Origin of the sequence: Desulfosarcina sp. BuS5 (assembly GCF_028752835.1) — a bacterium.
GTDB lineage: Bacteria > Desulfobacterota > Desulfobacteria > Desulfobacterales > BuS5 > BuS5.
In genome coordinates, this window is sequence record NZ_CP087952.1 from 1,726,153 (window position 1) to 1,739,113 (window position 12,961).

Here is a 12,961-nt window from a genome sequence, read left to right on the forward strand (position 1 = left end):
TAGATTTTTCCATTTTATTTGAGATAAGTTTTGTTATATTTTTTACTGTTTTTAAAACTTTTTAAAAGACACACGCTCCCCCTTCCAAGGGGTAGAGGGGAAAGAGTCATAGATTTTGGAATTCTCACACTAATTGATATATTTAGGTTCAATTAAGTTTACATAATAATGCACTTTGCAGCAAAAACGAACGGCATGCCAAAATATATTAAGCTTTTTTTCTTTCTTTTATCAGAGAATTCGGGGTTGAATTACTCCAAATTATGAGCCAAATAAAATGAAAAATTTTCAAACTGGTCAAATTAATTTGAAAATTTTCCCCTTTTTCTGTTCAATTTATCGTGGAACTTAACAAAAGGTGTCAGACTCCTAAATGAAAGAGGATTTTCAAGTTTCTCCATTGATGATATTTTTCATGTTGTTGCCAATCTATTAAAAAAAGAATATACAAAACATCCTTCGTATGACTGTTTTATCTCTGCTTGCGGACAAGCCTCAAAAAAATTTAAGCAAACAGTACTTGCATTTTTTGCACCCCCAAAGGTTTCGACAAAAGCTCGATTCATGAATATTCATCGAATGGTGAAATGGGCTGAAATGGTTCTTAAGCACTCACCACGGGGGCGAGTTTCAAAGGGCTCTGTAGTTTCAAAACTTAGGAATTATCTTGGTAAACTTCCTGAATATAAACAGTTTATCAAGCGATTTCTTCGTGATGCATCTCCTCTTTTAAAAAGCCAGGAAATTCTTAAAGCTCAAGGCTTGAATATGAAAACCTACAAAGAGTGCAAAGAACTTTTAAAAAATATCCCTCAAAGCTCTCAAGTACGTATCGGTTTTATTACCTGGATGGAAAAACAATTAATAGTCGCTGAATCATTGGGCATGGGCAATACTGGAATGCCTATTTGTTCTGATAATATTGAATCCCTGTTTGGACTTGGTAAAACACATGGTACAGGAGAAGTAAAAGATGCAAACCGAATTGCACTTCGTTTACCGGCTTTTTGCGGATCTGTGAATAGAGAATCCGTTCGGATGGCAATGGGCGTTACAGTAAAGGAACAACAGGAAGTTGAAAATAAGTTGTTGTCTTTAACTCGGCAGCGCCGAAAAATTTTACCAACCCCCGGAAGCCTTACAGATAGTTTGTCAACTGAGTTTGACTGTGGTTTAACTCTTCTACCGGTGCCAAAAAATGATGAAAAATCAAAAGATGTAACTGATATTACAGCAAATTTTGAACAATTAGGTGGGCCCGTAAATAAGTTTACAAAACAACCTTATGCGCCCAATAATGCCGAATATAATAACCGTGCCGCAGCTTAATAAGCATTTGTTTAACCACATTCAAATATAAATAATGGGTATTATCAACATGTTAATGCTTTGTTTATAAATGGAGCAAATTGACATACATAACTTATATTCTGAAGGGGGGGGCAAATCCTGAGCAAGCTAATTATGGGGATTTAGACACCCCAGTCCTAATTCTCTGTCATAACCATGCTGGATATCATCAATGAAAATTTCTGCTGTATTTTTGTCTTTTATTGCTTTTTTAAATTTACCTACCTGCTCTCTAACTGAACCCCATTTTCCTTCCGTCTGAATTTTTTTTTCAATTTTATCAGCATAAGCAATGAGTTGAGAATCATATTCAAACAAACTCTGTTGACCAAATAATCGTTCCTTTACTATACTGGCAACTTCCCGGCGTTTTTCTTTTGGAATTTTGAGATATGTTCCGAGAGATACAACAAGTCGTTGCCTGGGACCTTTTTCAGTACGAATATTTTCGACTAATTGCAATACGGGTGATTTAGAATTTTTAGATTTTGCTTCTCTGAAAAACATTGCTCCACCTCTGATATTATTAATATCAGCTAACCATAGAGCAATAGATTATGTTAAGATATATTTTTATTTCGCAGCTTTTTATACAGGCACTACATTTGAAATCAAAATTTTTTTCCTTTATTATCAATAGGTTATTTTTAAAGAAAAATATCGATTTTTCATAACTAATTGAAACTATTGCTAATCATAGCATTCTTGTTCCCTCCGGCTTCGAACCTCCATTGCTGGTTTTGCCCTCGGAGTTCACTACAAATCTGCCGGCTAAGCTTTGATTTGATGGGATTTGTTCTTAATTCCAACGCTAAGGCAAGCCTTGCAGGGGAAAGATGTTCGCTGAAAACACGAACTACCCATTAGTGTAATAATCACCAATTTCAAAAGATCGTTGGATCTTTATCCCAAGGTCTCGAATTTATCTTGGCACGAGAATGTAATTGCCCAGTTTTAGGATAGTGATTCGAGCATACTTAAAAATTCTGTAGCAGTGTATGCTGGAATTTTGGATTTTTTAAAGTCCTTAATATTTCTTGTAATAATATACTCTGCTCCTGCATGTCTTGCTGACTCATGCAAAACAGAGTCTTCAAAGTCGGAAAATTTTGACTTTAATGCATTTTCAATAACTAATCGATTGACTGAAGCTATTTCAAATAGTGCCATTATAGAATTAATGCTATCAATGGCTTTTTCTTTGTCGAGGTACTTTGACAAGAGGTAGTGAATTGTTGTTACCGTAGTGGCACAAAGAAATCCGTTAATTTCTGAGCGTTCTACTCTGGACATTAAATATGAAGCATGTTCAGAAAAAGGCTTACGATCAAGAAGAACATCTATGATGATATTGGTATCAAAAAGCACTTTCATAAATATTTTTCTTCTAGATAGTTTTTGTAGTCTTTCTCTGAAAACTCAGAATGTTTCAAAACGCCTTTCAAAGATTGGACAGTTGGTGTGATTGAACAACTCTTTTTTAATTTTTCGTTTTTAATAATTACAAAAAAATCTGAGACAATTTTTGAGACTGATTTGCCAGTTTTTGCGGAATATTCTTTTGCTGATTCGATTAAATGATCATCAAGTCTTAATGTGAGTTTCGTATTCATTGCTTTCCTCCATTTTTACAGTGACGGGTAATTTATTAAATATAATACGGCACGAGCGGGTTGGTGTCAAATTAATAATAGTGGGAAAATGTAGGAATCTTTATATCTATTTGATATGTCATGAAATTTTTTTAGGGCTAATAACGCGGCTGTTGAGCCGCGAGAATCGCAGGCACTGGCTGAAAAAGGCATTTTTTTTTCAGCCAGTGCTGAGAATCGCAGTCGGCTCCAACGTCCTTGATAGGTGGAGCGTGAGCGGGAACCTATCAAGGACGTTGGAGGAACTCGACAGCCGCGATAAGTGTAAAAAAGCACATGTTATTTTCGCATATAGGTCGCACTTTTTTACGCATATTGTTATATTAAATAATAAAATCTGTATAAAATATATATTTAGTACACATATAAGGCCGTCCTCAGCAAAACCCATAGGGCCTTGCTGAAATAAGATTGAGTTGTCCCCATTTTTTTATTTATTATTTATTGTATGGTACTGGCAATACCATTTTGAATTGCGGGAACAACTCAATTAAGAGATACATCCGGGCAGGTCATAATTACCCTGTTCAACATCCGCAGGTATAGACCGTCAGATAATAAATTTCACAAGGCCAGAGGGAGGAAGGCGTATTATAATATTCCGACGACCGATAACGCAGTGAAATTATTTATGTGACGGTCTATAGCTCTCATATCTCGTTTCCTCCGGTTATATTAACCCTCCGCTGACTTTTCCCCTGCGGTCAGAACAGGTCGCCCTGTCCTTAGCAGGGCTACTGCTTTCCGAAGTACCGTAACCGATATCCCATTGTAATACCGTTACACACTTAGCCTCTATATGGATAAGCCTAAGACTTGTCAAACGATTTACTAAATGATACGTTTGACTCACTTTGAAGAATATGTGCCGTGCCCGGCGCGTAACAAGGCAAAATCAGCCAACCGTTAAAGAAGCGTCGGCTGATCAATGTTTGTTATAATGGAGGCCATAACATGCAACAGACAAACAAAAATCCTGATTACTATATGCTAAAAGCGTCTGAAGCCTTTAGAAAAAAAATTATGATAATCTCCCCGGAATTTAAAATCCTTTCCGCGGGCGGAAAAGATTTTGATAAGCATGAACCTGATCCTTAATGCTGCCGATGCGATGGATGGCCGGGGAAAACTTACTATTAATTCTTGCCGGGTATTTCAATCTCATGGAACCTGCCAGGTCCGCGGCAGTGTAACCTCAGAAATTGCAGCAAAACGCTATAATTACAGGATCAAAACTACTCATAAAACCCCCTCCAGCAAGGCTTCAACCTCGCACAATATTTGATCGTCCTCGTACCAGTTTAATTCAATAGCCTTGGCCGGACATTCAGATGCACAAACGCCGCACCCGTGGTACAGGGCCTGATCTATTTCACTAACACCTTTATCATTTATTACAGGCACACCGTACGGACAAGATCTGACGCAGACATGACAGGCTGCGCACTTTTCTTCTTCAACCTTGGCCGTTACAGCCGACAGGGTAAGGTGCGGTTGAGATAAAAATGTGGATGCCCTTGATGCGGCGGCAAATGCCTGGGATATCGATTCGGAAATTAACAAGGGGCTGTGTGCGGTTCCGCATACAAAAAACACCTTCCGTAGGCATATCCACAGGTCTCAGCTTTACGTGAGCTTCAATGAAATGTCCTTCCGGATTACGGGCAAGTTTTATTATGGAAGCCACTTCTTCTGTATCTTCAGCGCGCATTCCAGCACTGAGCGCCAGAAGGTCTGCGGAAACAAGAAGCCGTTTTCCAAGGAGATGATCTTTAAAAGTTACCTCAACCCCGTCCTCGGAAGATTTCACTTGCGGCGGGTCATCCAGCGTGTATCTAAAAAAGATAACTCCAAGACGTCTGGCCATGGTGTAGTATTCTTCCAAAAGACCGTACATTCTGACGTCGCTGTACAAAATATAAACATCTGTTTCAGGGTTATCCTCCTTTATATGTATTGCATTTTTAACCGCGCTCTGGCAGCAAATTCTAGAGCAGTTCGGGTTATCATCATTTCTAGAGCCCACGCACTGAATCATGACAACCTGGTTAAGATCTTTTGTGTCATTATTTTCCAGATGCTCCGAGAGTTCTATCTGTGTCATAATACGGCTGTCCTGGCCGTATAAAAATTCATGGGGCTTATATTCATTTGCGCCTGTTGCCAGGATGATAACCCCATGCTCGATCTTTCTTTCATACATCCCAGGCCCCACCAGCACTTCTGTGGTAAAATTACCCTTGAACCCTTCAAATCCGACGATAAGAGACTGAACCAGCATCTGGATTTTTGGATGATTAGCAACTTTATGGGTCAGATCATCCAGGTATTCTCCGATATTGGCTCCTTCAATGGTAGTGGTCAGCCGGTTTGCAAGACCCCCGAGTCTGGTCTCTTTTTCCACCAGAACAACTTCAAACCCCTGGTCTCCTCGTGCCAAGATAAATCCGAATCGTTGGGATAAGACACAAGGTCTTTGAAACTCGATATTGTTACCAAGTGGGTGCTCGGGAAACGGTTTGTTTCCTTCATCTCTGCAGGGCTTGCTCTGGCATTGATGTTAAGATAGTCCCATCTGACTAAAGACTAACCAGCAGGTCAGTAGCGAAGTCCACAGGTAAACCCGGTAACGGGAGTCTGGAGCTGGACGGAGCAAGATTGCAGGCTCTGTATTGAGCCCCGAAAAATGTATGGTTGTGGTCATTGTGATAATCCTGCTTGCAGGAAAAAGCCGACGCTTTGGAGACAGCGGAAGGCAGCAGTCCTGAATATGCTAAGGCAAGTATTCAGGACACCACCGGGGTCTTAGACCAGGGCATGTACTCAAAGGGGTAGCTCGGGAACTTGGGAGACCCGGATGTTTCCTTGGGTAAAAAGAACGGTAACAGGAAATCCAGCGCAAGCGAAATCCCGGCGTTGCATAGGAATGTCCCGCCTTGCAACGAGTCTGCCATTGGCAGAAACACAAACATTAAAAGATGGGCGATACAAGGTATCAGGGGAGGATAGCGAAGAGCGAACGAACCTGAGATAAACATTCGGAAGTCTTAGCAGATCATAGTACCGATGATTAAGAATTGAACTATCTTGATCGGAAAGGTGGGGAAGTGATGCCCAAGCGACCCACTGCAGGGAAGGTGAAGCAGGGTATAACGTTTTTTTGGCAGGAATTATGGGAGATACACAGATGTCACAAACCATATCAACAAAAAGCCGAGAAATTGCAAGAACGGTCGCTTGCAATTCCAGACCGATAGAATGGGGACAACCACCGGTGTTAACAGGTGGGTCATCCCTTATCAAAATCGAGCTGCTTGCTCAAAGTAATCCTGAACTGGTATTTACATCAGTAGTCCATCGGATAGACTTTGATTTACTGAAACAATCCTTTCGTAAAATTCGGAAAAGCAAATCTGCAGGAGTGGACAAGGTTACGGCAAAGGAGTATGCCGAAAATCTTGATCAAAACCTCTATAATCTGTATGAACGACTGCGGAGAGGACAGTACGTTGCGTCTCCTGTAAAGCGTATCTGGATAGACAAGGAAGGAGGGAAAAAGCGTCCAATTGGCATACCTGTACTTGAGGATAAAATTGTCCAGAAAGCAGCAGCAGCCATATTGAATGTCATATTTGACAGGAATTTTTACAATTTTTCCCATGCATTCAGAAAAGGTCGGAGCCAACACATGGCAATCAAAGATTTACGTGAGCAATGCTTGAAGCAGAATATCAGCTGGATAGTAAGCGCAGATATTACAGGACTATTTGACAATATTAATCACGAGTTACTTAAAGACATGATACGTCGGAGAGTAAGTGACGGCGGAATGATTCGCCTGATAGGGAAGTGGTTGAATGCAGGCGTAATGGAGGAAGGCAACCTGACGTACTCTGAAACGGGCACTCCACAGGGAGGAGTAATTTCCCCTGTGCTCAGTAATATCTTTCTTCATTATGTTTTAGATGACTGGTACGTGAAAGAAGTGATCCCCCGGATGAAAGGGAGATGCTCCATCATACGCTGGGCGGATGATTTCATCCTCGGGTTCGAGTATGAAAAAGACGCATTGCGTGTCATGGATGTATTACCCAGGCGGTTCGAACAGTTCGAGCTGTCACTTCACCCGGAAAAGACAAAACTGATTCGATTTTCCAAACGCATTAGCGGAAAGGGAAACGGGACGTTTGATTTTTTAGGGTTTACATTTTACTGGTCAAAATCATTAAAAGGGTACATGGTAATAAAGAAAAAGACGGCAAGAAAGCGTTCAAGCCGTTTTATGAAGAGAATATGGATATGGTGCAAGGATAACCGTCATAAGCCAATGGCCGAGCAGTATGAGATTCTTTGCAGTAAACTGCGAGGTTTTTACCAGTACTTTGGAGTAATAAGTAACTACAAAGTGCTGGAAGTTGTGTTTGAATATACTGAGAAAGCATGGCGTCGATGGTTAAGCCGAAGAAGTCACAAGGGCGAAGTAATGTTCGAGGACTTGCGCACAACATACCCACTGCCATTACCCAGAATAGTCCATAATATTTGATGCCGTAAGGGCTGCAAAGTTATACGCCAAACGGGGTGTCGCCTGTTTGGTTGATAATCCGGTAAAAAGGATTTGAACCGAGGAACCGTATGAGGGAAATCTTCACGTACGGGTCTGTAGGGGGGGCGTCGGGTAACCGATGCTCCTACCTGGAAAGACCAAGAGCGGCATTCATGCCTGCCACGCCGCCTCCCATAATCAAAGCCCGCCGGGTAACCGGAATTATCTTTTCATGGAGCGGATGGAGTGTGGCAACGCGTGCAACCGCCATCTTGACAAGACTTTTTGCTTTTTCAATGGCCTCTTCAGGCAGATCTGAATGAATCCATGCATTCTGGTTTCTGATATTGGCCATTTCAAAAAGGTATTTATTGAGCCCGCAAGCCTGGAGGGTATCCATAAAAATACCCTCATGGGTCTTGGGAGTACATGACGCGACCACAATCCGGTTAAGCTTATGTTCGGCAATAACTTCTTTCATCTGCTCCTGGGTATCCTGGGAACATGTAAAAAGGTTTTGACCGACATACTCCACATTGGGTAATGTTTTTGTGTATTCTTCCACTGCTGCCGCATCCACAACCCCGGCAATATTAATCCCGCATTTACACACAAAAACTCCTATCCTCGGTTTTTGCCCGGCGATATCGATTTCTTCGGGAATTTCTACGCTTTTAGTAAGGGTATCACGTGCATCCGACAAAAAAGATCCGGCAGCTCCTGCCGCAGCGCTTGCTTCAATCACCGAAGTCGGAATGTCTTTGGGTCCCTGAAATACTCCGCAGGCATAAACACCGGGGCGTGATGTCTTAACCGGCATAAACGGTTCTGAAACTGCAAATTTGTATTTATCAAGATCCACATCAAGACGTCCGGCCAATTCGGCGGTATATTTCGAGATAGCAAGGCCCACGGAAAGAACCACCATATCGAAACAAACAGCCAGACTTTTGGATATAGGAATAAACACCCTTAGAAGAAAACTAAAAACTTACGGGGTAAAGTCTTTTTGATGCAATCGTCCTTGCATATTTCCCTTGAAACTTTAAAAAAGCGGGTATACTAATCAATATTAAAACAACCCCGTTTCTATTTTTCGGTAACGGGGTAAAAACAGCCGAATCGATACCTTATGCACGATATAAATTATTCACACAAGCATGAGCTGGGTGAACATGATTTTTCAGGCTGCTGCAAGGATTGCCATACAAGCGTGCTTATCATTAAACCGCATATCATGGCGTTTGCCGCCCGGATAAAGCGTTATACCAGGGAGATGCTTTCGGCCCTTCAACCGGATGAAGTTTACAGGCTTTATCAGATTTTAGATGATCTTGCTCACATGGATACCGGGACCCATCTTGCCGGGCTAATTCTTGAAGAACCTGATATCAATAAAGCGCTTCCGATAATCCGTTCCTATTACAGCACGTTTTTCGACATTCATGAGACGTACCTGGCACAAGAGCTGCTCAAGTCCGACAACCCGTGGGAAATCCTTAAAGCATTTCCGCTTTATCCACGCTATGAGACATTGATAAGAAACCAGGTAAAGGCCAGGCATATTACAAATAAAAGCAGACTGGTCTTCATCGGGTGCGGTGCTGTTCCCATGAGCCTGATCCTGTTGAGCCGTTTATACGGCATCCGCTCAATCGGTCTGGAGTCTTCTAAAGAAACAGCAAAACTGTCAACAAAGGTGATTCAAGCTCTTGGCCTGGAAAAAGAGGTTGAAATCATACACAGCGACGATTTGGATCTTGAAAAACTAGATTGGGACATAGCTCTTGTCGCTGCCCTGGCGGAACCTAAGGCGCGTATTTTTAAAAGCCTTGGCAGGGTCCTGGAAGAGAGGAAAGATGCTTTTGTTATTTTTCGAACTTATACAGGTATGCGCGCTGTTCTGTATGAGCCTGTGCAGCCCGCTGATATCAAAGGCTTTAAAATAGTCAAAGAGATTCTTCCCACCGGGCGGGTAAATAACACCACCGTTTTTGCGGAATTAGAGGGATGAAAAAAAACAGTCTATATTACGTTAAAGATGAATTTTTAGATAGTTATTCTTCAATTTGTAATCTTACGGATGAAGAAATACTTTGCAAACCTGACGATGATTTCCGCTTGCATTTTGAAAGACTGAACCGCCTGGCCGCGATGGATGTTGATGATCAGGATGTTGAAGAAATGCTTTACGATAAAAAACTTCAGCCGGTCATAAAACATATCTCCTATCTGAAAAAAATATACGGTCTTAAAATGGAGATTGAGTTCGCCCGATCGATTATTGACGCTCCGGATCCCTGGAGATTGCTTAAGCGTTTTAAGTTTTATCCCAATTATCTTGAGCTGGCACGTATGGAATATCAGGGAGGGGATCTGAAACCGGACGACAAAGTCGTTTTTATAGGAAGCGGGCCTTTGCCGATGAGTCTTGTCTCTCTCTACAAACAATACGGGGTTAAAGGCATCGGCATTGAACAAGTTCCGGAATATGCAAATCTTTCCCAAAAACTTGTCAAAGCCCTTGAACTCACCGACTATATTCGTATCATTTCAGGAAACCATTTATCTTTACCTGCGCACGAAAAGGTTCAACTGATCATGGTCGGCGCTGATGCCTGCCCAAAAGATGAAATTTTTAAACATCTCGCAAAAACCCTTGAGAATGGAACAAAGCTTTCCTACAGGATCTATGAAAAAGGCTTAAGACGCCTTCTGGATGACAAACCGGTTTTGGATATTCCCCATGAATTGAGGGAATATGCACACATACGTCCTAAACCGCCGGTTAATAATACTCCTGTCTTTCTGGTCAAAGATATCGGCAGGCAAGATAAGGGAGATTAAGTGACGGAAAAATTATTAGATAGCAGTAAATCGATTCCGACTCCTTTTCTCCTTGTAGAAGAAAAAATTATAAAAAAAAACATAAACCGCATTTATAATTATGCAAGACTGCATGGATTTGCGGTAAGACCCCACATTAAAACCCACAAATCCCTTTATCTTGCCCGCCTGCAGATTGATACGGGAGCTGTCGGCATTGCAGTCGCAAAAGTCGGGGAAGCAGAAAAAATGGCGGAACTTGGGTGGCTGGATATTACCATAGCCTACCCGGCCATAGGAAACGAACGTGCGCTGCGATTGGCCGGGCTTTCTTGTAAACAAAAAATAAGAGTTGCGGTCGATTCCGAATATGGAATCGACGAGCTTGCAAAAGCAGCGGCCATGCATAAGACTGTCATCGGCATTCATATAATGTTCGACGCCGGACTTCACAGGTGCGGAGTTTCCGATCAGGAACAAATTATAAGGCTTGCTCAACATATAGAAAAACATGCAGGACTTCGCTATGAAGGCATCCAGATCTACCTGGGACATTTGTACGGAGATGCTGCCGGGAATCCGCAAAGTTTCAAGCAGATTAATCGGTTATGGGAGCCGGTCTATGAAGCTTTGTGCTCTGCCGGATTCTGTCCGCAAACGGTTTCATCCGGTTCCACGCCTTCCCTGGAAAAGACCCATCTTGTCTCGCACGTTAATGAAATAAGGGTGGGAACAGCTTTTTTAAACGATTATTTTGTTGTAAAGTTTGGACACTGCGCCCTGGAAAATTGTGCCGCCAGGGTAGTGGCAACCGTTGTTTCTGATGTTACTCCAGGCCAGGTTATAATTGACGCCGGTTCAAAAGGGCTTTCTGCAAAACAGTTGCTGCGCCGGGATAACCTTGAAATGGGATATATCCCGGCCTATCCCGAGGCCCGGATTTTTCGCCTTCATGAAGAACACGGCTGGCTTGATGTAAGTCATTGCAAGAATCCCCCCGGGATCGGACAGCGGCTGAGCATTATCCCTGTAAATGTAAGTCTTTGTTTTAACCTGTATGATTATTTTTATCTGCTGAGCAGCGACGGTACTTTGCAAAAAGAGCGCATTGACGCCAGGGGCTTATATATTTAACCGGTATTGCTTTGTCGAAATATTCTTATTTACAAACAAGTATTAATATAATATATAAAGTTTCAGTAGTGTCCGGTTAGGTTTTTGCATGTTATATGGGATAAAAAAATTAGAAAAATGTTCATTTTTTACTTGACAAACCAAATAAAAATTTTTTATCGTTTTGTTATAAAATATAATTATAACAAGGAGTTAAGACAAAAATGGACATATTCAATATCCCAAAAAAGAATTTTAATCCCCAATCTCATGCTCGATTTCTCAAACCTTTGCAAAAGATTTTTCCTGACACGCCACAGCTTAAATCCCGAGGTCACAGGCCATTGAAAATGACTTTTGAAGATCAGCTTCACGCACTGATATTTTTCCATCTACAAGAACATGAATCAGCTCGTGATCTTATTCAACACCTTAAAGAAGACGATTTTGCCAAAGAATGTGTCGCTCCAGATGGAGGGATCAGTCGTAGCAGTTTTTCCGAAATTATCAATTCTCGAGGGCTTGAACAGCTTGAATATGTTTTTCAAGCTCTTTGCAGCCAGGCACAAAATGCTTTACCATCAAATTATTCAGATCTCGGTGAACTCGTTTCCATTGATGGATCTTTAATTGATGCAGTTCTGTCCATGTACTGGGCTGATTACAGAAAAGGCGCTAAAAAAGCAAAAGGCCATTTCGGCTTTGATGTCAATCGCAAGATTCCTATAAAAATTCATCTGACAAATGGAAATGGCGCTGAACGCCCCTTTGTCAGGTCTATCCTTACAAAAGGCCAAACAGGAATCATGGATCGGGGGTATCAATCACATAAGGATTTTGATCTTCTTCAGGATGAAAAAAAACATTTTGTTTGCCGCATCAAAGCGAAAACAACAAGAACTATTATCAAAGAGCAGCCTGTTGATCCCGACAGCTATATTTTTTATGATGCTGTGGTTCTTCTTGGCACTCCTGGGGTAAACCAGACCAGAAAGCCGGTTCGACTGGTTGGTTATAAAATTGCCGGTGTCAAATATTTTGTGGCAACTGATCGTTATGATCTTACAGCCGAGCAGGTTGCAACCGTTTATAAGCTTAGATGGGATATCGAAACTTTTTTCAAATGGTGGAAGAAACATTTAAAAGTGTACCACTTGATTGCTCACAGTAGATATGGCCTGATGGTTCAAATCCTTGCGGGGTTAATAACCTACCTGCTTATGGCCATATACTGCCATGAACAGTTTAATGAACCTGTATCAATAAAGAGGATTCGTCAGCTTAGAAATACCATCCAGAACGAATTACGTACTGACGAAAAAAACGTATGGTCTAATAATCTGATTATCAAAGAGCAAATGCTATATGCAAAAACTTAACCGGACACTACTGATAAAGTTTGATATATAATACGAAATTATAGATGAAGCCACATGAAGTGGTGTATTTAATTTATTCAGCCGAAAATAATTTT

11 protein-coding genes and 2 pseudogenes are annotated in these 12,961 nt (G+C 41.4%); 8 read left to right on the plus strand and 5 right to left on the minus strand.

What is annotated here, in order from left to right; translation table 11 throughout:
* The first annotated feature begins 564 nt into the window (after positions 1-564).
* Positions 565-1,329 carry a hypothetical protein gene (locus tag BuS5_RS08575; RefSeq protein WP_274428147.1) on the plus strand — a complete coding sequence of 255 codons (765 nt, stop codon included), beginning with the start codon at positions 565-567 and terminating at the stop codon, positions 1,327-1,329.
* 129 nt (positions 1,330-1,458) lie between these two features.
* Here BuS5_RS08575 and BuS5_RS08580 read toward each other — a convergent pair whose 3' ends face one another.
* The 3 genes from BuS5_RS08580 to BuS5_RS08590 all read right to left on the minus strand — a co-directional run bounded on the left by BuS5_RS08580 (position 1,459) and on the right by BuS5_RS08590 (position 2,963).
* Complete coding sequence (locus BuS5_RS08580) at positions 1,459-1,857, minus strand: hypothetical protein (RefSeq protein ID WP_027355027.1); 399 nt, start codon at positions 1,855-1,857, stop codon at positions 1,459-1,461.
* A gap of 447 nt (positions 1,858-2,304) precedes the next feature.
* Positions 2,305-2,724: a PIN domain-containing protein gene (locus BuS5_RS08585; RefSeq protein WP_027355028.1), complete on the minus strand. Its 420-nt coding sequence runs from the start codon at positions 2,722-2,724 to the stop codon at positions 2,305-2,307.
* Positions 2,721-2,963 (minus strand): DUF6364 family protein, encoded by a 243-nt coding sequence (locus BuS5_RS08590; RefSeq protein WP_027355029.1) that lies wholly within the window; start codon positions 2,961-2,963, stop codon positions 2,721-2,723. The genes BuS5_RS08585 and BuS5_RS08590 overlap by 4 nt, the downstream gene beginning before the upstream one ends.
* A 993-nt stretch (positions 2,964-3,956) precedes the next feature.
* On the opposite strand from BuS5_RS08590, the gene BuS5_RS08595 reads away from it, so the two are divergent.
* Positions 3,957-4,100 (plus strand): hypothetical protein, encoded by a 144-nt coding sequence (locus BuS5_RS08595; RefSeq protein WP_157487485.1) that lies wholly within the window; start codon positions 3,957-3,959, stop codon positions 4,098-4,100.
* A gap of 141 nt (positions 4,101-4,241) precedes the next feature.
* Here BuS5_RS08595 and BuS5_RS08600 read toward each other — a convergent pair.
* Positions 4,242-5,442 (minus strand): annotated as a pseudogene (locus BuS5_RS08600) (CoB--CoM heterodisulfide reductase iron-sulfur subunit A family protein); the annotation flags it as partial.
* Positions 5,443-6,174: 732 nt separating this feature from the next.
* Between BuS5_RS08600 and ltrA the strand changes: the two are divergent.
* Positions 6,175-7,548: a group II intron reverse transcriptase/maturase gene (gene ltrA, locus BuS5_RS08605; protein WP_036019348.1), complete on the plus strand. Its 1,374-nt coding sequence runs from the start codon at positions 6,175-6,177 to the stop codon at positions 7,546-7,548.
* A 154-nt stretch (positions 7,549-7,702) separates the two neighbouring features.
* Here the strand turns inward: ltrA and BuS5_RS08610 are convergent.
* A pseudogene (locus BuS5_RS08610) lies at positions 7,703-8,482 on the minus strand (4Fe-4S ferredoxin); the annotation flags it as partial.
* Positions 8,483-8,498: 16 nt separating this feature from the next.
* Here BuS5_RS08610 and BuS5_RS20435 point away from each other — a divergent pair.
* The 5 genes from BuS5_RS20435 (at position 8,499) to BuS5_RS08630 (ending at position 12,866) form a co-directional block, all read left to right on the plus strand.
* The gene (locus BuS5_RS20435; protein ID WP_369707432.1) at positions 8,499-8,561 is read left to right on the plus strand and encodes a hypothetical protein; all 63 of its coding nucleotides are present in this window, start codon (positions 8,499-8,501) and stop codon (positions 8,559-8,561) included.
* 119 nt (positions 8,562-8,680) lie between these two features.
* Positions 8,681-9,562 (plus strand): nicotianamine synthase family protein, encoded by an 882-nt coding sequence (locus tag BuS5_RS08615; protein ID WP_027355036.1) that lies wholly within the window; start codon positions 8,681-8,683, stop codon positions 9,560-9,562.
* A complete protein-coding gene (locus BuS5_RS08620; protein WP_027355035.1) occupies positions 9,559-10,395 on the plus strand; it encodes a nicotianamine synthase family protein in 837 nt (278 codons plus the stop codon). Before BuS5_RS08615 ends, BuS5_RS08620 begins: the two co-directional genes overlap by 4 nt.
* Positions 10,396-11,508, plus strand: coding sequence for an alanine racemase (locus tag BuS5_RS08625; RefSeq protein WP_274428148.1), 1,113 nt, complete (start codon positions 10,396-10,398; stop codon positions 11,506-11,508). It abuts the gene before it with no gap.
* A gap of 203 nt (positions 11,509-11,711) precedes the next feature.
* Positions 11,712-12,866, plus strand: coding sequence for an IS4 family transposase (locus BuS5_RS08630; RefSeq protein ID WP_036019371.1), 1,155 nt, complete (start codon positions 11,712-11,714; stop codon positions 12,864-12,866).
* The last annotated feature ends 95 nt before the right edge of the window (positions 12,867-12,961 follow it).

Excerpts from the sequence above, each read along its gene's own strand:
- BuS5_RS08575 (WP_274428147.1), top strand. The coding sequence starts at position 565 with ATGAATATTCATCGAATGGTGAAATGGGCTGAAATGGTTCTTAAGCAC.
- BuS5_RS08580 (WP_027355027.1), bottom strand. The coding sequence starts at position 1,857 with ATGTTTTTCAGAGAAGCAAAATCTAAAAATTCTAAATCACCCGTATTG.
- BuS5_RS08585 (WP_027355028.1), bottom strand. The coding sequence starts at position 2,724 with ATGAAAGTGCTTTTTGATACCAATATCATCATAGATGTTCTTCTTGAT.
- BuS5_RS08590 (WP_027355029.1), bottom strand. The coding sequence starts at position 2,963 with ATGAATACGAAACTCACATTAAGACTTGATGATCATTTAATCGAATCA.
- BuS5_RS08595 (WP_157487485.1), top strand. The coding sequence starts at position 3,957 with ATGCAACAGACAAACAAAAATCCTGATTACTATATGCTAAAAGCGTCT.
- ltrA (WP_036019348.1), top strand. The coding sequence starts at position 6,175 with ATGGGAGATACACAGATGTCACAAACCATATCAACAAAAAGCCGAGAA.
- BuS5_RS08615 (WP_027355036.1), top strand. The coding sequence starts at position 8,681 with ATGCACGATATAAATTATTCACACAAGCATGAGCTGGGTGAACATGAT.
- BuS5_RS08620 (WP_027355035.1), top strand. The coding sequence starts at position 9,559 with ATGAAAAAAAACAGTCTATATTACGTTAAAGATGAATTTTTAGATAGT.
- BuS5_RS08630 (WP_036019371.1), top strand. The coding sequence starts at position 11,712 with ATGGACATATTCAATATCCCAAAAAAGAATTTTAATCCCCAATCTCAT.